Here is a 21,543-nt window from a genome sequence, read left to right on the forward strand (position 1 = left end):
AAGAAGGAAAGCGTCCCATGACCGCTCACCATGCCAGGCTGCTCAAGGTCTCCCGCCGAGGGGCGCTGATCGTCGCCGCCGGCGTCCTGCTGCCGATGGCCGCCGCCCAGGCCGCGACGCCGGCCCTGGCGATCGTCAACGCCCAGATCTTCGACGGCGCCGGCGCCGCGCCCTACAAGGGCGGCCTGGTCGTGCAGGACGGCCGCATCGTCGATGTCGGCCGCAGCGTGAAGGTTCCCAAGGGCGCCAAGACGATCGACGCCAAGGGCGAGGCCGTGGTGCCGGGCTTCTTCGATGTCCACACCCACTGGACCCCCGCCGGCGCGCCGAACATCACCCCCAAGATCGCTGACGCCTATGTCGCCGCGGGCGTGACCACGGTGAACGACTTCCACCAGCAGCCGGAGTCCTTCGCGCCGCGTCGCCGATGGCTGTCGACCCTGACCACGCCGCACGTCAACTTCGTGGCTCGGGTCAGCACGCCCGGCGGTCACGGCGCCGATTGGGCCGACGAGGCCACGACCCGCTGGGTGAACACCCCCGAGGCGGCCAAGGCCGCCATCGAAGGCTTGGCCCCCTACAAGCCCGACGCGATCAAGGCCTTCACCGACGGCTGGCGCTACGGCTCGGCCCCGGACAACACCAGCATGGACGGCTGGACGCTGAAGGCCCTCACGGACTCGGCCCACAAGCTGAACCTCAAGGTTCTGTCGCACACCGTGACGGTCGAGCGCGGCGCCGTCGCGGCGACCAGCGGCGTCGATATCATCGCCCACAGTCTGCAGGATGGCCCGATCGACGCCGAGACCGTCGCGAAACTCAAGGCCAACGGCACGTTCTACGCCCCGACCCTGGCGGTCTATGAGCCGGTCAAGCCGGGCCAGGCGCCGCCGGCCGACCCCGATAGCCCGCGCGCCAAGCTGGCGGTCCAGAAGTTCGGCTATGCCCTGGCCAACGTGAAGACGCTGAAGGACGCTGGGGTGCCGATCGCCTTGGGCACCGACGCCGGCATGCCCGGCACGCCGCACGGCGCCTCGACGCTGCGCGAGATGGAACTGCTGGTCCAGGCGGGCCTGACCCCGTCCGAGGCTCTGATCGCCGGCACCGCCACCAGCGCCAGGGCCATGAACCTGCTGGCCGACCGCGGCACGCTGGAGAAGGGCAAGCGCGCCGATTTCGTGATGATCGCCGGTCAGCCGTGGACGACCATCACCGACATCCGCAAGGTCGACCGCGTGTTCATCGATGGCAAGGCGGTGTTTGGGCCCGGCTCGACCCGCTCGGCCGACAATGACAAGCCCACCATGCCGACCCTGAAGGCCAAGGGGCCATTGGTCGACGACTTCGAGCGCGCCGACGGCCGCACCAGCCTGGACACCCTGCGTCTCAGCGACTTCGACGGCGGCCGCGATCGCAGCGTCGAGGTCCTGCAGACCGTCGACCGCGGCAATGGCGACCACGTGCTGAGCGTCGCGGCCAAAATGGCCCAGAAGGCCGAACCGGACGCCGGCGTCCTGCTGCCGCTGAGCCGTGGCTCGGTGGAGCCGGTCGACGCCTCGGCGTTCAAGGGCGTGACCCTCGAGCTGCGCGGCGACGGCGGCGCCTACGTCGTGACGATCAACAGCGTCTCGGGCTCGTGGGTCGCCACGGTCTCGGCCAACGGGACCTGGGAGAAGATCACCGTCCCGTTCGCCGACTTCAAGCGATCGGGTCGGGGCGCGGGGGCCTGGACCGGGACGGACCTGCTGGAGGTGGGCGTCTCGGGTTCGCGTCCGGCCGGTCGAAAGCTCTGGTTCGAGCTGGACGATGTGACCTTCTACTGAGCCTTTCCGCTTGACCCCGCCGCCGGAAGCCCTCGCTCGAAAGGCGAGGGCGGCTTCTGGCGCGGGTTCGACCGCCAGTTCTCAACGTGTCCTGCGCGCCGACGCGCGAAGCGGCGTCCGCTTCGCGCGTCGCTAGTCGACGGGGATCTCGAAAGGCCCCACAGGCAGGTCTTCGCTGTTGAACAGGTTGACGAACGGGGAGTCGCTCCAGGCATAGCGGATGGCGCGGATCTCGGGGCGGTTGGCGCCGGCCAGGGTCACGTGGTCGCCCGACGCCACGGCTGAAGCGTAGCGGCATCGACGATCGACGTCGCAGACCTCGAAGCCGATGGCGGTGTCGCTGCTATAGGTGCGCAGGCCGTCCGCGGCGTCGCTGAAGCGCACGATCAGGTCGTCGCCCGAACGCGTCAGGGCCACGGGAGAGGGGCTCTGCGCCACCGTCTCGCCATAGGCCACGCGCCGGGCGGTCAAGGCCAACCGGTTTCCCACGACTGTCTTCTGGCCGGGGTGAATGTCGTAGCGGTCGCCGATGTCGATAATCGAGGTCAAGCCCACACGGTCGAACGTCTGGGCCGTTCGCCGCTGATGCTCGCGCACCTCGGCGGTCTTCGACGCGCCGGGATGGTCGCCGACGGGACCGTAGTTCGGCAACTGGGCCAGCACGAAGGGCAGGTCGGTCACGCCGAACGCCGCGCGCCACTGTTGGATCAGCGCTGGCAGAAGACGACCAAAGCCCGCCGGGTCATGGACGTTGGACTCGCCTTGATACCAGGCGACCCCTTTGACGGTGTAGGACGTCACGGGCGCGACCATGGCGTTGTACAGACTGCCCGTGCCCTTGGTCGGATCCCAGGGGGTCACCGGAACACCGCCCAAGGCGTCCAGGGGCGCTGAGACGCGATAGCGCCAGGCTTGCGGCAGCGGCGTCTTCGTTCCGTCCGCCAGGGCCAGGAAGCGCTGGTCGTCGGTGTCGTAGAGGCCGCCGGAGCCGCCAGAATCCAGCACCCGGACCGCGACGACGTTCCGGCCCGCCACGAGCAGGCCCTTCGGCAGGGCGTAGCCGCGGCGCGTGGTGCGCCCCTCGATGCCGCCGACGCGCACGCCATTGACGAAGGTGGTGTCGCTATCGTCGATCAGGCCCAGGGCGATGCGCGTCGCGCCCTCCGCCTGGGCCTTGGTCAGGGTGAAAGCGGTGCGATACCAGACCGCGCCGTTGAATCTGGCCAGCTCCGGGTCGCCCAGGCGCTCCCAGACCCTTGTCGGATGGACCGGCTTCCAGCCGGCGTCGTCGAAATCGGGCCGGGCCCAGGCGGCCTTGGCGTCCGGTTCATGGGCCGTCCACCAGGCGTCGAAATAGCGCGCCTGCCGCGCCTCGCCGGCCCGCCGGTCCTTGGCGTAGAGGTCCAGGCGATCCAGCGCGTCGTCATAGGTCTTGAGGGGCCTGATCTTCAAGGATGGGTTCAGCCCATCGTCCGAGGTCATCTCGTTCCGCCAAGACGGCAAGGCGCTGGCGTTCGACTCCCGCGTCACCGAGACGGTGATCGACGGGTTCAATAAGCCCAACCGCGCCGCCGGGGACTATTGGGTCGGCCTCTACGGCCAGAACAACCGCTTCGACCACAACCACCTGCAGGGCAAGCTGAACAACGGCGTGACCCTGGCCGTGGTGCTGAGCTCGGTCGAGAGCCAGCGGAACCATCACCGCATCGACCACAACTATTTCGGCCCGCGCCCCCCGCTGGGATCCAATGGCGGCGAGACGATCCGGGTCGGGACCAGCCAGTTCTCGCGCACCCGCTCCCTGACGGTGGTCGAGGACAACTATTTCGAGGGCTGCAGCGGCGAGGTCGAGATCGTCTCGAACAAGTCAGGCGGCAACATCTATCGCCGCAACGTCTTCGTCCGCTCGCAAGGGTCGCTGGTGCTGCGCCATGGCGACGGCAACCTGGTCGAGGACAATGTCTTCCTGGGCGGCGGGGTGGCCCATACCGGCGGCGTGCGCGTGATCAACGCCGGCCAGACGGTGCGCGATAACTACTTCCAGGGCCTGCGTGGCGATGGCTTCGCCGCGGCGCTGGTGCTGATGAACGGCGTCCCGAACTCGCCGCTCAACCGCTACAATCAGGTGCTCGACGCCCGCATCGAGAAGAACGTCTTCGTCGACGTGAAGCAGGTGCTGTTCGGCGCCGGCGCGGACCAGGAACGCACCCTGCCGCCCGCCCGGAGCACGCTGTCGGGCAACGTCTTCCTCGGCGCGGGCGGCGAAGCGATCTTCAAGGCCACGGCGCCGATCGACGGCCTGACCTTTACTGGCAACCGGGTCGACGGGGTCGCGCCGCCAACCGGCGCCTCGGGCTTCGAGACCAAGACGATCGGTCGCGAGACCCTGCTGGATGGCCGCATCTACCCCGACGCCGCCGCGCGCAGGGCCCTGGGCCTGAAGGAACCGGTCAAGCTGTTGGCCCGTGAAGAGACGGGCGTGGCCTGGTATCCGAAGGGCGACCGGACCGTCGCGCTCGACAGCGGCCAAGTCCTGAAGATCAAGCCAGGCCGGGACCAACTGTCGGCCGCCGCCCTCAAGGCCAAGGCCGGCGACATCATCGAGCTGGCGACCGGCGACTATGCCGAGGGCCTCGTCATCGAGGTCCGCCAGCCCCTGACCTTTCGCGCCGGGACGGACGCCGAACCATTGGTGACCTTCGATCATACGACCCTGTTCAACCTGACCGGCGAGGGCGCTCTGAAGCTGCAGGGCCTGCGCCTGTCGGGCGCCAAGGCGCGGGACGCGATCGGCAATGCCGTGATCCGCGTGAGCCCCAGCTATCCGCTGAGCAATTACGCCGTCGAACTGGTCGACACCGAGGTCTCACATCTGGGCGGCCAGGCGTTCGCCGTCCTGATGGGCGAGAAGAGCACCTTCGCCGACCATGTGACGATCAGCGGCTCGCGCTTCGCCGACATCAGCGGGGCGGTGCTGGACCTCGCCGGCGAGACGGGCGGTTCGGGCCTCTACGGGGCCGAGACGGTCGACATCACCGGAAGCCTATTCACGCGCCTGGGCGGACCCGTGCTCGACCTTCAGCGGGGCGGGACGGACGAGAGCACCTTCGGCCCCCGGGTCCGGGTCAGGGACTCGGCGTTTCGCGACGTCGCGCCAGGCCAGCCGTCGATGCGACTGGACGGAGTCCAGGTCGCGAAGCTCGACGGCAACCTCTTCGAGCGCGCGGCGCCGGCCCGCGTCACCATTCACGTCGGCAAGCCCGATCTCAGCGAGGCCGGTAACATCGGCGCGGCGCTCGAGATCGTCGATCAGCGCAAGTAGGCCAGCCATGTCCAAGTTTCGCGTCCATCTTTTCGCCGGCCTCGCGGCCCTGGCCTTGGCTGGAGCGGCCCAGGCCGCCGCGCCGGCCAAACCCGCGCCAGTTGCTTCCGCTCAGGTTCCGCCGCTGTTCGCCGCCACCCAGGCCAAGAGCAAGGCCTTCGTGGATCCGCAGCTCAAGAAGACCATCGACGTGCCGGTCCCGGCCGACGCCGGCGGCGGCTACACCCACGAGCGGCACAAGGACAACTACCGCCTGATCTATGAGGCGGGGATGCTGTATCGGCAGACCGGCGACAAGGCCTATGCCGACTTGGTGCGCCGTGTGCTGCTGGATTACGCCAAGCTCTATCCGTCCCTGCCGCTGCATCCCAAGCGCGCCAACCAGGTTCCGGGCCGGCTGTTCTGGCAGGTGCTGAACGACAGCGTCTGGCTGGTCAATTCCATCCAGGGCTACGAGGCGGTGATGGACGCCATTCCGGCCACCGACCGCGCGACCATCGAGGCGGGCGTGTTCCGGCCGATGGCGGCGTTCCTGTCGACGGGCTCGCCCAAGACCTTCGACAGCATCCACAACCACGGCACCTGGGCGCTGGCGGCGGTCGGCATGACCGGCTACGCGATCGGCGATCAGGGCCTGGTCAAGCAGGCGCTGTACGGCCTGGACGGCTCGGGTAAGTCAGGCTTCTACAAGCAGCTGCAGGAGCTGTTCTCGCCCGACGGTTACTATGCCGAAGGCCCGTACTATCAGCGCTACGCCCTGTCGCCGTTCCTGCTGCTGGCCCAGTCCATCCAGCGCCACGACCCGTCGCGCAAGATCCTCGACTATCGCGATGGCGTGCTGCGCAAGGCCGTCTACGCCACCATCCAAGAGAGCTATGGCGGCCTGCTGTTCCCGATCAACGACGCCATCAAGGACAAGGGTCTGGACACCCCCGAACTGGTCCACGGCGTCGCGGTGACCTATGCCGCGACCAAGGACCCGGCCTTGCTGTCGATCGCCATCCAGCAGGGCTCGGTGGTGCTGAGCCCCGAAGGCCGCGAGGTCGCCGCCGCCATCGCGCGCGGCGAGGCCAGGCCATTCCCGTTCGCCTCGATCAAGCTGCGCGACGGGGCCAAGGGCGACAAGGGCGCGCTGGTCGTGCTGCGCTCCGGACCCAAGCCCAAGGACCAGGCGCTGGTCTTCAAGGCCACGTCGCAGGGCATGGGGCATGGCCATTTCGACAAGCTGTCCTGGCTGTTTTACGACGCCGGCCAGGAGGTCGTGACCGACTATGGCGCGGCGCGGTTCCTGAACGTCGAGGCCAAGGCCGGCGGTCGCTACCTGCCCGAGAACGACAGCTGGGCCCAGCAGACGGTCGCCCACAACACCCTGGTGGTCGACGAGAAGAGCCAGTTCGGCGCCAACACCGACACCGGCGAGAAACATTGGCCGACGATCCTGGCCTTTGAAGCCAAGGACGGCGTCCAGATGACCGCCGCCAGCATCGACGACGCCTGGCCCGGCGTGCGCTATCGCCGCGCCATGGCGCTGATCGACCGGCCCGAGGTTGGGCGTCCGATCGTCCTGGATCTGGTCCGGGCTGAAGGCGGCGGCAAGCATCGCTTCGACCTGCCGCTGCACTATGACGGCCAGATCGTCGAGTCCGGCCTGAAGTTCCAGGGCGGGACCCGCGACCTGAAGCCCCTGGGCAAGGCCGACGGTTATCAGCACCTGTGGGATCGCGGCCGCGCGCCGGTGAAGGAGGGGGCGCGCGTTTCCTGGTTCAACCAGGGCCGGTTCTACGACTACGTCTTCGCGTCCAGTGACGTCGATCAGGTCGTCCTGACCGAGCTGGGCGCCAACGACCCAAACTACAATCTCCGCAACGAGCGGGCCTTCATCCTGCGCGGCGACGACAAGGACAGCTTCACGCTGGCGGGGGTGCTGGAGCCGCACGGCGCCTACAGCGCCGCCGAGGAATACGCCCGCGACACCATCGCCTCGGTCAAGGCCGTCGAGCGCGTGTCCGAGAACGGCGCCGACCTCGTTTTCATCCGCCTGAACTCCGGCAAGAGCCTGGCGATCGGCGTCTCCTGGGATTCCGATCCCGCCAAGCGCCATCGGGTCACGACCCCCGCCGGCGCTTACGCCTGGACCGGGTTCTCCGGCCTGGCGGGTCCCGCACAATGAGGCGCGAGATGAAGTTCAAGGGCCTTCGCTGGCTGATCGTCGGCATGGTCGGCCTGGCCACGGTGATCAACTATATCGACCGCAACGCGCTGGCCGTGATGTGGCCGCAGATCTCCAAGGACATGGGCGTCGGCAAGGAAGAGTACGCGCTCATCCTGACCTGCTTCATGCTCTCCTACGCGGCCGGTCAGACGATCTTTGGCAAGATCTTCGACGCCCTGGGCACGCGGGTCGGCTTCATGCTGTCGATCCTGGCCTGGTCGGCGTCGATCGCCCTGCACTCGGTCGCCCGGTCGATCCTGACGCTCGGCCTGCTGCGCGCCGCCCTGGGCGTCAGCGAGGCCGGCAACTGGCCCGGCGCCGCCAAGGCCAACGCCGAGTGGTTCCCCGTGCGCGAGCGCGCCTTCGCCCAAGGCATCTTCAACGCCGGCGCCTCGGTCGGGGCCATCATCTCCGCGCCGCTGATCGCCTGGCTGTTCCTGACCTTCGGCTGGCGCGCGACCTTCCTGATCATCGGCCTGCTGGGCGCCCTGTGGGTGGTCCCGTGGGCCATCGTCTGCCGCGCCGCGCCCGAGGACCATCCCTGGCTGTCGGAGGAGGAGCGCCAGCACATCCTGACCGGCCAGCGCCCGGCTTCCGGCGACGCCGAGGTCGACTACAAGCCGACATGGTCGGGTCTGCTGCGCCACCGCGAGGCCTGGGGCCTGATCCTCGCGCGCTTCTTCATCGACCCGGTCTGGTGGCTGTTCGTCTCCTGGCTGCCGATCTACCTGGCCGAGCGCTTCGGCTTCGACATCAAGCAGATCGGCTTGTTCGGCTGGGTGCCCTATGTCGGCGCGGCGGCGGGCAGCCTGTTCGGTGGCTGGATCTCCGGCTGGCTGATCGGTCGCGGCTGGCGGCCGGTCAAGGCCCGCAAGTGGGCGATCACCCTGGGTGGCGTCTTCATGCTGCCGGCCCTGCTGCTGACCATCGGCGCGTCCTCGCCGCTGCACGCGGTGCTGCTGATCGCCGTGATCCTGTTCGGCTTCCAGATCGCCATCAACAACATCCAGACCCTGCCCAGCGACTACCTGCCTCGGTCGGTCGGCTCGCTGGCCGGGATCAGCGGCACCGCCGCCGTGGCCGGGGTGCTGATCACCACCTGGATCGTCCCGGTCGCCACCAAGGTCAGCTACGCCCCGGTCTTTGTCATGGGCGCCAGCCTGGTTCCCCTTTCCATCCTGTCCATCTGGCTCTTGGGCGGCCGAGGCGAACGCCTCGTCGATCCCGCCCTCGCGGCCCGCACTACCAACGGAGTGAATTCCTGATGCGCCTCACCAACAAGACCGTCATCGTCACCGGCGGCGCGCGCGATATCGGCAAGGCCGTGTCGCTGAAGCTGGCGGCCGAAGGCGCCCATGTCGCGATCAACTATTTCGGCAGCGAGGAGGGCGCCAAGGCGACCTTGGCGCAGATCGAAGCGGCGGGCGGCCGGGCGCTGATCCTCAAGGGCGACATGACCTCCGCCAGCGACGTCCAGGCTCTGGTCGATGCGGCCCTGTCGACCTTCGGCGGCCCGATCGGCGCCCTGGTCAATGTCGCCGGCGGCATGGTCGCCCGCAAGACGCTGGACGAGATGGACGAGGCCTTCTTCGACTACGTCATGCACCTGAACCTGAACTCGGTGTTCCTGACCACCAAGGCGGCCGTCCCGCACATGGCCGCCGGCTCTGCGATCGTGAACCTGTCCTCGCAGGCCGGCAAGGACGGCGGCGGTCCCGGCGCCACGGCCTACGCCACCGCCAAGGGCGCGATCATGACCTTCACCAGGGCCATGGCCAAGGAATTGGGGCCGCAGGGCATCCGGGTGAACGCCCTGTGCCCTGGCATGATCGGCACAACCTTCCACGACACCTTCTCCAAGGACGAGGTCCGCGCCCGCGTCGCCGCCAGCACCCCTTTGCGTCGCGAGGGTCGCGCGCCCGAGATCGCCGACGCGGTGGCCTATCTGGCCAGCGACGAGTCGAGCTTCCTGACGGGGGTCTGCCTGGACATCAACGGCGGCCTGCTGATGAGCTGATGGGAGAGGTATCGATGATCGCCCAAACGCTGGCCACCAAGGCGCTCGCCGCCATCGTCCTGCTGGGCGCGACGCCCGTCGTCGCCCAGGCGCCGACCGAACCCGCGCCGCCGGTGTCGGTCAAGGCGCCGGAGGCGACCAAGGACGTCGTCTACCTGCAGGCCAGCGGCAAGGACCTGCATCTCGACGTCTATCGCAACACCGCCTTCAAGGGGCCGCGCCCGGTGCTGGTCTATATCCACGGCGGCGCGTGGTGGAAGGGCGAGAAACCGGCTGGATGGGGCGGCTTCCGCGCCTATCTGGCGGCGGGCTTCTCGGTCGTCACGGTCGAGTATCGCCTGAGCGACGTCGCAACGGCGCCGGCGGCGGTGCAGGACGTTCGCTGCGCCCTGTCGTGGGTCAAGGCGAACGCCAAGACCTATGGCTTCGACGCCAGGCGGGTCGTGCCTTATGGCACTTCGGCCGGCGGTCACCTGGCCTTGATGGCGGGCATGCTGCCCAAGACCAACGATATCGACCTGCCCGCCTGTCGCGACCAGCCGACCGTGCCGGCGATCCTCGATTTCTACGGACCCTATCACCTGCGATCCAACCTTCCCGGCGCCTTCAAGAGCCCGTCGACGGCGCGGTGGATCGGTGAAGGGCCGGAGACCCTGTGGACGACGATGTCGCCGGCGACGTACGTGCGCAAGGGCCAGCCACCGGTGTTCATCGTGCATGGTGATGCGGACCCGACCGTACCCTACGAAGCGTCGCGGGCGCTGAAGGCCGACCTGGACAAGGCCGGCGTTGCGAACCGCCTCCACACCGTGCCGGGCGGCGTGCACGGCAAGTTCCCGAAAGAAGAGCAGGACAAGATCGAACGCGAGGCCCTGGAGTTTCTGACGATGAACAGGGTGGTTGGCGCTCGCTAGCGCCAAGAGCTGGCCGCAAGCCGGCTTTCCGGCGCGGGGCCAAGGACAGCAAATGGCGCATCTGTAACGCGAAGTCGCGATTGACCGGACCGGATGGTTCGCGCCCGCACCACCCTTGTTTGGACATTTTGGCTTAAAGCCGAAGTGGTGTTCGGCTTGGGGTGTCAGGTCTTCTTGGCCGAGTGTCTGGGTTGGGACGGTTGGAGATCGGTGGGGCCGCGCAGGCCGCGCGCCGCCCTCGCCGAGACCTGAGCAACAAGGATCAGGGCTGGTGTGATCAGGACGTAGGCGAAGAGGTCCCAGGGGCCGCGACCGGGAAGGCCAGAACGGCGGCGAGCGTGAGGCTAGCGATGAAGGCGGCGGATTTCATGGGCGATCCTCGGCGGCCAGGCGCAGGGCCAGGGGAAGGGACATTGTCAGGGCGCCGCCATGGGGCTGGCCGGGCAGCACGGTGACGTCGACGATCAGGCGCGGTGTGGCCGCCAGGCTCTCGCCCAAGGCGCGGACGCGGGCGACGGAGGCGGCGAAGTCATCCGGCGAGGGCGGCGAGCCGCCGGTGCGTCGCGCTTCGCGGTCGCCGACCATCAAGGCGACGCGGACAGGACGGCTTGGGGAGGGGAACGGCGCGGCCGCGATCGCGCCGTCGCGCCACCAAAGCGAAGGGCTGACCGGAACGCAGGTCCGAAAGGCTTCTGGGGCCGCCCGCAAGGTGTCCAGCACGAAGAGCGCGCCGAACGAGTGCCCCCAGATCGCCGCCTTGTCGGGATCCAGGCGACCGAGTTGTTCGAGGCGCGGCCGGATCTCTCCGAGCAGCAGTTCGCGGAACGCGGCCGATCCCCCCTCGGGACGGCCCGGCGTTTCGGGCGGGCCGGGCAAGGATGGCGTGTAGTCGAAGGTCCGCGCCAGGTTGTCGAACCGTTGCTCGGTCTCGTAGCCGATGGCGATCAGCGCCAGATTCGGAACGTTCGCCAGATCCGCGGGCGTCAGGATCGTGAAGGCGGCGTTGCCGTCCAGGAGGTAGAGTGAGGGCCAGCCCCGCCGGGGCGGCCTGCCCTTGGGCGTGGCCATGTCGACCCGATAGCGGCGCTGGCCGTCGGCCGAGAGGAAGGCGTGGCGGGTGACGCCGTGCGTCGCGGCGCCGGTTTCGAACAGACCGGGGCCGGCGGGACCTGTGCCGGGCTGAGCGAGCGCCGGCGCGGCGGGCAGGCTGGCCAGCAGGGCCAGCGCATGGCGTCGGGAGATCATCGCGCGTCTCCAAGCAGATGGATCAATCCATCGGAAAGCGTGCCGCGCCAGGCCAGGTCGTCGTGACCGCCGGCGAACTCGTCCTGCCGGATTTCATAGCCCTTGGCCCGCAGGACGTCGGCCAGCTTGCGGGTGGTCGAAAGGATGCTCTCCGAGCCGCCGGCCGACTCCAGCAGGCCGGCGTCGAGATAGAAGCGGACGGGCTTACGGTCCTGCGCCTGGACCTGTCGCGCCACCCAGCCGGCGGCGTCGGAAGGGGGCTTGCCGTTATCGGGCTCCCACCAGAACGATCCTGACTGGCTGAGCACCGCGCCGAACCGTTCTGGACGCCTCAGGGCCGCGCAGGCGCTCGCCAGCCCGCCGAAGCTGGAGCCCGCCAGCACGGTCCTGGCCGGATCATCGGAGACCGACGCCCTTCCGCGGATCCAGGGCAGAAGTTCATCGGCCAGCATGTCGGCGAAAGCGGGATTGCAGGCCAGATCGACCCCGCGCGCCTCTCGCGTGGGATTGGCCGCGAACACCGCCGTCACCGGTGGGATGGCGCCGGCGGCGATCAGGTTGTCCAGGATCGTCGGCGTCGGGATCGACGACAGGTAGCGATCGGCGTCGAAGACGATGATCAGCGGCATGTTCCTGGTTGGGCTCGGCGGCGAATAGATTGTCACCTCCCGCCGGGCGCCCAGGGTCTTGCTCTCGAACACGCTGGTCGCCAGCCGCCCCTTGGCGACCGCGCGCGGGGAGACCCAAGGCTGGGGAGGCGCGCCGGGAAGCTCGACAACCGAGGACGTCGCCCAGCGACGCGGGTTGAGTGGGTCGGGTCGCAGCGCCGCGACCAGTCCCGCGCGATAGGCGGCGCGGTCGCCTGGGGCTCCGCGCTTGGGATCGGGCGCGAGCTGGTAGGACAGCCGCGTTCCGGCCGGCAGGCGCACGGTCTTGAACCAGACGTCGCTGCCGGCCAGCCGTTGAAGATGGTTCTCGCGTCGGTCCGCTGTCCACACCGGCCAACTGAGTTCGACCTCGCGATTGGTCTCGCCGCGCCAGAGGAAGGTGACCAGCGCCGAGCCGTCGGGCCTGGGCTCGACCAGGGGCGCGCCCCTGGTCTTTACGCCGGCCCAGAACTCCGCCGCGGCGCCGGGCGCCGACAGCGTCTGGCGCAGGGCCTCGAGCCGCGGGCTTTCCAGCGGCGCGGCCAGGGCGACCGCGGCCAGGGCGGCCGGCGTCAGGCCGGCCACGATCGCCCAGGGGCGCGAGACCATCAGAACCGCCGCGTGACGGCGGCGAAGAAGCGGCGACCTTCCTCGTTATACTCGTCCGAGGTTTGGCGCTTGATCGACTTGTCCGCGGTGTTCAGCACGCCGAAGCGCACCGTGGTCTCGGGATTCACAGCGTAGGCCGCGCCGATATCGACCGTGCCGTAGCCCTGGCGCTTCACGTTGTTGGCGGCGTTCGTGTAGACGGCCAGGAACTGCTCGCCGACATAGTTCCAGGTGGCGAACAGCGACCAGACGTCGGTCGGACGCACGTTGACCGTGGCGTTGGCCGAGTGCTTGGGCTGATAGATCATCGCCAGTTCGACCGGATTGCCGCGGTTCTTGCTGTCGAGGTAGGTGTAGTTGGCGGTCAGATCGACCTTGTCGCTGACTCGGAAGCGGGCGTTCGCCTCCAGGCCCTGCGACCGCACCTTGGCGATGTTCTGGTAGCGGAAGATCGGTCGGCCATCAGGCAGGAAGCTCACGAAATTGGAATAGGTCGGCGCCAGCTTGACGTCGCGCGTGCGGCTGGTGATGTCGATCATGTTCTTCAGGTCGTTGCGGAAAACGGTGACCCCGCCACTGAACCGGTCGAACTCGGCGCGCACGCCCAGTTCGCGACTGGTGGCCGTCTCGGGCTTCAGCTCGGTCGAGCCGATGATGTAGCAGCCCGTCGTGGCGCTGCCGCAGGACACCGAACCCCAGTTGGGGCTGTTCTGCAGAAGGGTAGGCGCGCGGAAGGCCTTGGCCGCGCCGCCCTTGAACGTGATGTTCGGCGTGGCGTGAAAGACAAGATAGGCGCGGGGGCTGTGGTGACCGCCGAAGTTCTCGTGGTCGTCATAGCGGTCGCCGATCGTCAGGCGCAGATCGTCGGTGAAACGAACCTCGTCCTCGATGAAGGCGGCCTTCTGGTCTACCTGGGTGACCGGGTTCTGATTGTAGGTCGGCGTTCCGGGCAGGCCGCGCAGGTTGGCCGGATCCTTCAGCTCCTGGCGCCGCCACTCCGCGCCCAAGGTGATGGTCTGGCGTGCGGCGTCCCAAGGCAGGGTGACACGGCCGTCGACAGCGGCGTTGGTCGCCTTGTTCGGGTTCTTCTGACCCGTGACGTTGCCGATCTCGTTCTCGATGCGGTCGCCGTAGGCGCGCAACTGGGTGGCGCCGAAACCATACTTGCCCTTGTGGGTAAGCGACCAGTCACGACGCTCCATCGGGAAGCTGTCGTGGGCCAGGCGGTTCCAGCCGAGGTTGGCCAGGACGGTGTTGGCCTTGTCGGGCGTCCAGGCCAGGGTTGCGTCGACGTAGCCCTCGTGCTTGTCGCGGATGCCGAACAGCGGCGCGCCGCCGCTCGTCGTGGGCGGGTTGACGTCGTTGGCGTCGCCGAGGCGGCGGTTGTAGCCGCCATAGATCTTCAGGCCCAGGACGTCGTCCTTCAGGGGGCCGCTGGCGAAGAAGCCAGCCTTATAGGCGTCCCCCGCGTCGCCGTCCTCCTGCAGCACATAGTCAAGACTGGCCGAGCCCGTCCAACGCTTGCCGACCGGCTTGGTGATGATGTTGACCACGCCGCCGATGGCGTCCGAGCCATAGAGCGAAGACATCGGGCCGCGCACCACCTCGACCCGGGAGATCGCCTCGACCGGCACCCAGCCGGCGTCGAAATCGTTGCCGCGGAACATGGCGCTGGTCGAGTTCACGCGCTTGCCGTCGATCAGGAAGAGCGTGTAGGCGCTGCCCAGGCCGCGTAGCTGGATCGTGCGCTGGTTGCCCGAGCGGTTGAGAGTCACGCCTTCGACCCGGTCGAGGATATCGGTCAGGTCCCGGACCGGACGGACGTGCAGATCCTCCTCGGTGACGACCGAAATGCTGGCGGGAGCGTCGGTCAGCTTCTGCTGGGTGGCGGCGGCGGTGACGACCACCTGTTCGACTTGATTGACGTCAGTCTTGCTCTCGTCGGCGTGGGCTAGGCTGGCCGGGGTCAGCAGCGCGACGCTCGCTCCGGCCATGAGCAGCGCCCGGCTCTTGATTCCGATCATCGTTGGACCCCGTTGGCTTTCGTACAACGACCGGGCTTCTAACGAGCCGTATTTGCAAATGCAAATGAGTCGCATCACTTAAGGGCGATGCGAAGCAGAGCCATGACCGCGCGGCGGCCGTCGGCCATACCCATCAGGCGGCGCGGGATGTGTGTCCGCGAGACAGCGCGTCTTCGCGTCGAGCGTGGCCAGCCGCGTCAAGTCCGCCAAGTTCTCATGGGCTCAACGCTTTCGCCGCTCGTTGGCAAGCGGACTAAGTGGCCGAAGCGCCATCGCGGACCGCGTCGATGAAGGCGCGCAGGGCGGGGCTCATCTGGCGCTGCTGAGGAAAGCACAGGTGGTGGCCCGGGAAGGGCTCGCACCAGGGCTCCAGCATCGGGACCAGCAGGCCATCGGCGATGGCCTGGCGGGCGGTGCGCTCGACCGAGAAGGCGATGCCGACGCCGTCGATGGCGGCCTTCAGGGCGATGTCCTTGCTGTTGACGATCAGCGGCCCGTCGACCTCGACCTCGAACCAGGCGCCATTCTCGAAGAACTCCCAGCGATAGGGCTGGGTGCGGCCCGGCCAGCGCCAGCGGATGCAGTCGTGGCCTAGCAGGGCGCGCGGATGGGCCGGCAGGCCGCGTTCGGCGATATAGCTGGGCGCGGCGACCGGGATCTGCCGCACGGGCGGCTCCAACGGCACGGCGATCATGTCGCGCTCGATGACCTCGCCGATACGGATGGCCGCGTCGAACCCGGCCGCCACGGTGTCGACGACTTCGTCGTCGATCGTGATGTCCAGCACGACCTGCGGAAAGGCGCTGCGGAACGCGGGCAGGATCGGCTGGATGTAGAGCTCCGCGGCCGAGCGGAACACATGGATCCGCACCGTCCCCGACGGACGCTCCTGGTAGAGGCGGGCCTGGCCGACGGCCTGGCTGAGCTCGGCCACCGCCGGGGCGACGCGGCGCAGCAGGTTCTCGCCGGCCTCGGTCAGCGAGACGCTGCGAGTGGTGCGGTTCAGCAGACGAACGCCGATCCGGTCCTCGAAGGTCCGAACCACCTGGCTGAGGGCGGACGGCGTGACCCCGAGGATCTCGGCGGCGCGGGTGAAGCTCAAAGCCTGGCCCACCGCCACGAAGGCGCGCAGGTGGACGAAGTCGCCGCCGCTCAGCATCGCGTTGGTGCTCGTGGTCATTGTTTAGCCCGGCTAATAAACTCACGCAGATATAGTTCTATTCTGAAGTTGCTCTGACGCGCGCACAAGGTGCGCCTCACAAGGAGCATGCGATGACGAAGCATTGGTTCATCACCGGGATCTCGCGCGGCCTGGGGCTCGCGCTGGCCCAGGCGGCCCTGGCGCGGGGCGACACCGTGGTTGGCACGGTCCGCTCGGGCGCACCGGCGATCGAGGCGGGGCCGGGGATGCTGCACGTCCTGACCCTGGACGTCACCGACGGCGCGGCCATCGACCGAGCCGTCGACGAGGCCTTCCGCCTGGCCGGTGGAAGGTTGGACATCGTGGTCAACAACGCCGGCTACGGCCTGCTGGGAGCGCTTGAGGACGCCACGGACGCGGAGGTCGAGCGGCTGTTCGCCACCGACGTCTTCGGGCCGTTCAAGGTCATCCGCGCGGCCTTGCCCCGGCTGCGTGCGCAGGGCGAGGCCCGGATCCTCAACATCACCTCGATTGCCGGCCGGGCGCCGGGGGCGGCCTCGGCGCTCTACGCAGCGGCGAAGTACGCCCTGGAGGGGCTGACGGCGTCGCTGCACCAGGAGGTCGCGCCGCTGGGCGTCAAGCTCACGGCCGTCGCGCCCGGCGCCTTCCGGACCGACTTCCTGTCGACCCACTCCATCCGCCTGAGCGAGACGCGGGCCGAAGGCTACGACGCCACGGTCGGCAATGCCCGCGCGGCCTTCTCGTCGATGGCTGGCCAGCAGTTGGGCGATCCGGACCGCGCCGCTCAGGCCCTCTTGCGCATCGTCGACGCGTCCGATCCGCCGTTGCACCTACTGCTGGGCTCCGACGCCCTGCGCCGAGCCCGCGCCAAGCTGAAGGCGGTCGAGGCGGAGATTGGGATTTGGGAGGACCTTACGATCAGCACCGACTTCCCGGAGGCTTGAGGCGTTCTCAGAACGCCTCAAGGTTCAGCGGCTGCTTGCGAAGCTGAAGGCTCGGTGGCCGTCCGTGCGGCTATACGCGCACGACCCGGCCCTTTGATGTTTCCGTTCTTCTGTCCGGATTACAGAGTCAGCACCATCGCCCCAATGCCGGGGTCGGTGCGGCCCGGTTTGCCGTTTTCGACGCGCCCGGCATAGCGCCAAAGGCTGTCGGCATCGGCGGTATCCGTCAGGCTGATATCGTACCAAAGGTCGCTGGCGGCGAGATCGAGGGCGATTTCGCGTTGCTCGCCGGGCTCCAGTGCGATGGCCTGCTGGCGCGAGGCGCCCGCGGCGACGGGATAGCGTGGATCGACGCCAAGGCTGAGCTTCGCCTTGGCCGAGGTCTCATTGCGCAGGCTCAGCATGACCTTTCCGGTCGCCGGTTCTTCGCGCAAAGCGACCCGGACATAGCCGTTCTTGGACGGGCGACCGCGGAAATGGCGGTAGAAGCCATTGGGCCCATGCACGGCCAGATCGTAGGCTTCCTTGTCCTTGTGGTTCCACTGCGCCGCCGTATGGCGCTCGCCCGCGACCAGCGTGTAGTGCCACGGCGCGCTCAGGCCGTAGGGCGCGTAGTCGTGGATGGTGAAGACCGCCGCGTGGCCGCCGGTGTTGGCGAGCTCGACCAGCAGGTTTTCCCCGTCTGGCCGCAGATCGGCTCCCAGGCGATAGGGCAGGGCGCGCGCCGGTCTTTGCACGCGAGGCTGCTCGGCGGGGGTCTGGACCGCGGGGATTTTCAGGGCGGGCTGGCGCGCGGCATGGGCCAGGCGCTGCGTGTAGTCGTCGGTGGACGGCAGGTCGATGCCCCGCGTGTCCGCGTTCGGCGTCTTGAAATCGAAGCACGAGGTCAGGTCGCCGGACACCGCGCGCCGCCAGTCGGAAATGTTCGGCTCCTTCACGCCGAAGCGCTTTTCCAGGAACTTCAGGGTCGAGGTGTGGTCGAAGACCTGCGAGCAGACATAGCCGCCACGGCTCCACGGCGAAACGACGATGGCCGGGACACGGATGCCGAGGCCCAGCGGCTGAGGGCCGCTGACGCCGGGGTGGGGATGTTTGTCGTAGTCCTTGAACTCGCCGGCGACGCTGACGCCGCTATAGCCACGCGTCGCGTCGGCGGCGGGCATGGGGGGCAGCATATGGTCGAACAGGCCGCCCGCTTCGTCGTAGTTGAGGATGAACACGGTCTTGGAGAAGACTTCGGGATGATCGACCAGGGCCTCGATCAGCTTGGCCGTCAGGTTTTCGCCGTCCGCCGGCGTCCAGCGCGGGTGTTCGGACAGCGCCGCCGCCGTAACGATCCACGACACTTGCGGCAGGCGTCCAGCGGCGATGTCGGCGCGGAAGGCTTCGACGAGTTGCTTGCCGTCCGACCGGGTGCGGTCGGCGCCGTCCTTGTGCTCGGACACCCATGAACGGCCACGCTTGTAGAGGTTGGAATCCTTGTCGCAGGGGCGGAAGGGCTTGAACACCGACAGGATGTTGTCGCCGAAATTGTCGTACTCCTGATAAACCTTCCAGCTTACGCCCGCCGCCTCAAGGCGCTCGGCGTAGGTCGTCCACTCATAAGCCTTGATCGGCTGATCGGTGGCCATGTCGGCTGAAGGCGTTTCGTCCTCGCCGTAGTTGCTCATCACCGGGTCGCCGCCCACATGCCCGCCGCCGTTGCAGCCGGTCCAAAGATGCAGGCGGTTGGGATAGGTCTGGGTCAGGGTCGAGCAGTGGTAGGCGTCCAGGATGGTGAAGGTCGAGGCCAGGGCATGGTAAAACGGCAGGTCCGAGGCCTTGTAGTAGGTCATGCGGTGTTGAAGCTGCCGGGAAACGCCCCACTGATCGAAACGTCCGCCATTGACGATGATCGTCGCGGCGGTGTGCCCTTGATCCCCGCCGTCGACCACATAGGCGTTGGCGCTCTTTGAATCGGCCCAGTAGGGCTGCACATATCCGTCCGGGTGCTGATCGCTGGGCTGACGCCAGACGGTGTGACCGTTCCGCAGCCGCAAAGGCCGTGGATCGCCCAGGCCGCGCACGCCGGGGAAGCCGCCGAAATAGTGGTCGAAGGCGCGGTTCTCCTGCATCAGGATCACCACGTGCTCGACGTCCATGATCGTTCCGGTGCGGTTATTGGCCGGGGTGGCCATGGCTTTTTCCAGCGTCGCCAGCGTGGCGGCGCTCAAGCCGGCGGCGCCCAGCGCCTTGAGGAAATGGCGGCGGTCAGCGGTCATGGCGACGTCCCTCAGCTATAGGTCAGTTCACTGAAATTGAGGCGATAGGCGATGTCGGTCGCGCCCGTCTGGCTGTCGCTGACGCGATAGAGGATGTGCGGCGCGTTGTAGTCGTCCGCCTCCCACTGGATATCCAGGAGGCACATGGCGTGCAGGCTCGTGGATACAGGCGACACGCGGTAGAGGTTCTTTTCCGGCTTCTCGATCTGATTGAGGCCGCAAAACTGCAGTTCGACCGCGTCGTAGCCCAGAGCGCCGCGCGCGCGGGCCACTTCGCCATAGTGTTGATCGCCGGTGATGAACACGACGCCTTCGCGGCGATGCTTGCGGATCATCTTGAATAGGCGGTCGCGGGCGCGCGGATAGTCTTCCCAGGTCTCGGAGCCCGTGCCGGCGTTGAGCAGGATCTGCGTGCCGCTGATCACCAGCGTCAAGTCGGCCGGAACGGCCAGTCGGCCGTCCAGCCAGCGCCATTGCCCCTCGCCCAGAATATCGCCGTGGCCATCGGGCGCGTCACGACGCCAGCGCACGTCCAGCATGATGACGTGCAGCCGGCGCTGGCCGAACGTGAACAGCCGGCTGTTGTAAACGCCGTCTTCCGGCGCGGAGGTGTCGGTTTCGAGGTTCCAGAAGCGCTGGAAGGCCGTCTTGGAGACCTCCTTCAGCGGATAGGTCCGATCGGCGTCGTTCGCGCCATAGTCGTGATCGTCCCACGTCGCCATGTGCGCGCCCTGAGCGCGCAGCTCGGCGAAGCCGGGCTTGCTGGCGAGCTGGGCGTAGGCCTCGGCGAAGGCGGCCGGGTCGTCCTTGGTGTCCACGTAGACGTTGTCGCCGATCCACAGGCTGAGGTCGGCCTTGGCGGCGGCATAGGCCATCAGGGCCGGGACCGGCTTTTTCTGGCGGATGCAGCCCAGAATGGCGATGCGGCGGATCGGGGCGGCGAGTTGCGCGGCCGCGCCGGCCATCGGCGCGGCGAGGGCGCCCAGAGTCACACCGCCCAGGGCGGCGGTCACGTTGCGGCGGGTTGGTGTCATTTGCGGAAGACCTTCGCGGAGAAGTACAGGGCCGAGCCCGCGGTCGTAATTCCGACGATGGCGGCCGCCGCGTAGCAAAGACCGGTGAAGAAGCCGAGCCAGCTCAAGGACAGGCCGAAACTCTTCAGCAGCATCAGGGCGACGCTGCCGCCATAGCCGGAGGCGTCGGCCAGATACATGAAGAAGGCCGCATTGCCGGGCAGGCCGAGCGCTGCGGTCAGCCGGTCGGCCAGCACCGCGTTGTAGGGGATAAAGCCGAGATAGACCCCGGCTCCGACGGCGATCATCCACCACAGAGGGCCGAGCAGATGCGCCTGCCACGCCAGGGTCGCCAGGGCGATCAGGATCGCTCCGGCGATGATCATGACGTGATAGACCATCACCGCGCGGCGATTGTCGCGGATCAGGGCTGTCAGACCGAACAGCGGCAGGATGAGGGCGGCGATCGGCAGTTCCGAGAGGCTGAAGACGGCCGGCTTGTCGCCATAACCCAGCGCCTCCCAAAGCTCGACGGCGAAATTATCGCGGAAGTCGCGTAGGGCGGTCAGGACGATATAGGCGGCGATCAGCAGCCCTATCCCCAGCCCGCCGCGCGCCCAGAAGGCCTTGCGGTCTTCGCGGAACATGGGTTGGCGCGCCATGCGCTCGACCACGTCCCGCGCGTCCGGCGGAGGGGTCTGAGACAGCATCCAGACCGACAGGGCCAGCACAGGCGGGAAGAGGGCTCCGGTCGCGGCCGGCATCCACAGTTCCGGGACGCCGTGGTCGACGATCAGCGACCGTCCGACGGACTTGACCACCCCGGAAGAGACAATGAAGCTGATGCACAGGCCGGCGCCCAGCCATTCCGAGGCGCGTCGTCCCTCCAGAAAGCCGAACACCAGCCCCCAGATCATCCCTAGCGGCAGGCCGCTGAAAAAGATGGCGATGATCTTCAGCGGCGCGGGCAGGACAGCAAAAAGGATCAGGGCCAGCCATGAGCTGACGACGAAGCCCACGATCAGAAACGCCCGGTGTTGCGGCTGCGCCTCGCTGACCACCTTGATGCCGATCAGCTTGGACAGGGCGTAGCCCAGCACCTGAGCGATGACGAGGACGATCTTGAAGTCGATGGCGAACGGCCAACCCGAAACGCCCGCGTAGCTGGCGACCGCGAACGGTTTGCGGAAGGCATACATGCAGAAATAGGTGCTGAAAGCCGCCGTCAGGGCGTAGGCGGCCACCCATCCTGGCCCGGATCGGGCCAGGCCGCGCGTAAGTCCGGAGGTCATGCCGTCCCCAATCAGCATAATATCGCATTATAGAGTCGTTAATATAATGCGATATTAT

The 21,543-nt window shown here is 67.9% G+C and carries 15 protein-coding genes; 7 read left to right on the forward strand and 8 right to left on the reverse strand.

From position 1 onward, the window contains the following. Positions 1 to 17: 17 nt before the first annotated feature. Complete coding sequence (locus AC1RJ9_RS22475) at positions 18 to 1,823, forward strand: CIA30 family protein (protein ID WP_492840281.1); 1,806 nt, start codon at positions 18 to 20, stop codon at positions 1,821 to 1,823. A gap of 132 nt (positions 1,824 to 1,955) precedes the next feature. Here the strand turns inward: AC1RJ9_RS22475 and AC1RJ9_RS22480 are convergent, their stop codons facing one another. After that, positions 1,956 to 3,275 (reverse strand): sialate O-acetylesterase, encoded by a 1,320-nt coding sequence (locus AC1RJ9_RS22480; protein ID WP_492840279.1) that lies wholly within the window; start codon positions 3,273 to 3,275, stop codon positions 1,956 to 1,958. On the opposite strand from AC1RJ9_RS22480, the gene AC1RJ9_RS22485 reads away from it, so the two are divergent. The 5 genes from AC1RJ9_RS22485 to AC1RJ9_RS22505 are packed head-to-tail and all read left to right on the forward strand — an operon-like array spanning position 3,256 to position 10,288. Continuing rightward, positions 3,256 to 5,145, forward strand: coding sequence for a polysaccharide lyase 6 family protein (locus AC1RJ9_RS22485; RefSeq protein WP_492840277.1), 1,890 nt, complete (start codon positions 3,256 to 3,258; stop codon positions 5,143 to 5,145). The two genes, AC1RJ9_RS22480 and AC1RJ9_RS22485, sit on opposite strands and share 20 nt — an antisense overlap. A 7-nt stretch (positions 5,146 to 5,152) precedes the next feature. Continuing rightward, positions 5,153 to 7,315: an alginate lyase family protein gene (locus AC1RJ9_RS22490; protein WP_492840275.1), complete on the forward strand. Its 2,163-nt coding sequence runs from the start codon at positions 5,153 to 5,155 to the stop codon at positions 7,313 to 7,315. Between the two features lie 8 nt (positions 7,316 to 7,323). Beyond that, positions 7,324 to 8,622, forward strand: coding sequence for an MFS transporter (locus AC1RJ9_RS22495; protein ID WP_492840273.1), 1,299 nt, complete (start codon positions 7,324 to 7,326; stop codon positions 8,620 to 8,622). Next, the gene (locus tag AC1RJ9_RS22500; protein WP_492840271.1) at positions 8,622 to 9,374 is read left to right on the forward strand and encodes an SDR family NAD(P)-dependent oxidoreductase; all 753 of its coding nucleotides are present in this window, start codon (positions 8,622 to 8,624) and stop codon (positions 9,372 to 9,374) included. The genes AC1RJ9_RS22495 and AC1RJ9_RS22500 overlap by 1 nt, the downstream gene beginning before the upstream one ends. Positions 9,375 to 9,388: 14 nt before the next feature. Then, positions 9,389 to 10,288: an alpha/beta hydrolase fold domain-containing protein gene (locus AC1RJ9_RS22505; RefSeq protein ID WP_492840269.1), complete on the forward strand. Its 900-nt coding sequence runs from the start codon at positions 9,389 to 9,391 to the stop codon at positions 10,286 to 10,288. 366 nt (positions 10,289 to 10,654) lie between these two features. On the opposite strand, the gene AC1RJ9_RS22510 is transcribed toward AC1RJ9_RS22505, so the two are convergent. From AC1RJ9_RS22510 to AC1RJ9_RS22525, 4 genes are all read right to left on the reverse strand, one after another. Further along, a complete protein-coding gene (locus AC1RJ9_RS22510) occupies positions 10,655 to 11,533 on the reverse strand; it encodes an alpha/beta hydrolase (RefSeq protein ID WP_492840267.1) in 879 nt (292 codons plus the stop codon). Beyond that, positions 11,530 to 12,789, reverse strand: coding sequence for an enterochelin esterase (gene fes, locus AC1RJ9_RS22515; protein ID WP_492840265.1), 1,260 nt, complete (start codon positions 12,787 to 12,789; stop codon positions 11,530 to 11,532). The genes AC1RJ9_RS22510 and fes overlap by 4 nt, the downstream gene beginning before the upstream one ends. Then, the gene (locus AC1RJ9_RS22520) at positions 12,789 to 14,813 is read right to left on the reverse strand and encodes a TonB-dependent receptor domain-containing protein (protein ID WP_492840263.1); all 2,025 of its coding nucleotides are present in this window, start codon (positions 14,811 to 14,813) and stop codon (positions 12,789 to 12,791) included. The genes fes and AC1RJ9_RS22520 overlap by 1 nt, the downstream gene beginning before the upstream one ends. Before the next feature lie 253 nt (positions 14,814 to 15,066). Next, positions 15,067 to 15,993 carry a LysR family transcriptional regulator gene (locus tag AC1RJ9_RS22525; RefSeq protein WP_492840261.1) on the reverse strand — a complete coding sequence of 309 codons (927 nt, stop codon included), beginning with the start codon at positions 15,991 to 15,993 and terminating at the stop codon, positions 15,067 to 15,069. A 92-nt stretch (positions 15,994 to 16,085) separates the two neighbouring features. Between AC1RJ9_RS22525 and AC1RJ9_RS22530 the strand changes: the two genes are divergently transcribed. Beyond that, on the forward strand, positions 16,086 to 16,919 hold the full coding sequence (locus AC1RJ9_RS22530) for an oxidoreductase (protein WP_492840259.1): 834 nt from the start codon (positions 16,086 to 16,088) through the stop codon (positions 16,917 to 16,919). Between the two features lie 119 nt (positions 16,920 to 17,038). On the opposite strand, the gene AC1RJ9_RS22535 is transcribed toward AC1RJ9_RS22530, so the two are convergent. From AC1RJ9_RS22535 to AC1RJ9_RS22545, 3 genes are read right to left on the reverse strand one after another with little or no spacing between them, the layout of a single operon-like run. Next, the gene (locus AC1RJ9_RS22535; RefSeq protein ID WP_492840257.1) at positions 17,039 to 19,180 is read right to left on the reverse strand and encodes a phosphocholine-specific phospholipase C; all 2,142 of its coding nucleotides are present in this window, start codon (positions 19,178 to 19,180) and stop codon (positions 17,039 to 17,041) included. Positions 19,181 to 19,191: 11 nt separating this feature from the next. Next, positions 19,192 to 20,214 carry an alkaline phosphatase D family protein gene (locus tag AC1RJ9_RS22540; RefSeq protein WP_492840255.1) on the reverse strand — a complete coding sequence of 341 codons (1,023 nt, stop codon included), beginning with the start codon at positions 20,212 to 20,214 and terminating at the stop codon, positions 19,192 to 19,194. After that, a complete protein-coding gene (locus tag AC1RJ9_RS22545) occupies positions 20,211 to 21,485 on the reverse strand; it encodes a DUF5690 family protein (protein WP_492840253.1) in 1,275 nt (424 codons plus the stop codon). The genes AC1RJ9_RS22540 and AC1RJ9_RS22545 overlap by 4 nt, the downstream gene beginning before the upstream one ends. Between the last annotated feature and the right edge of the window lie 58 nt (positions 21,486 to 21,543).

This window comes from Caulobacter sp. GW822-FHT07D08, assembly GCF_058798735.1.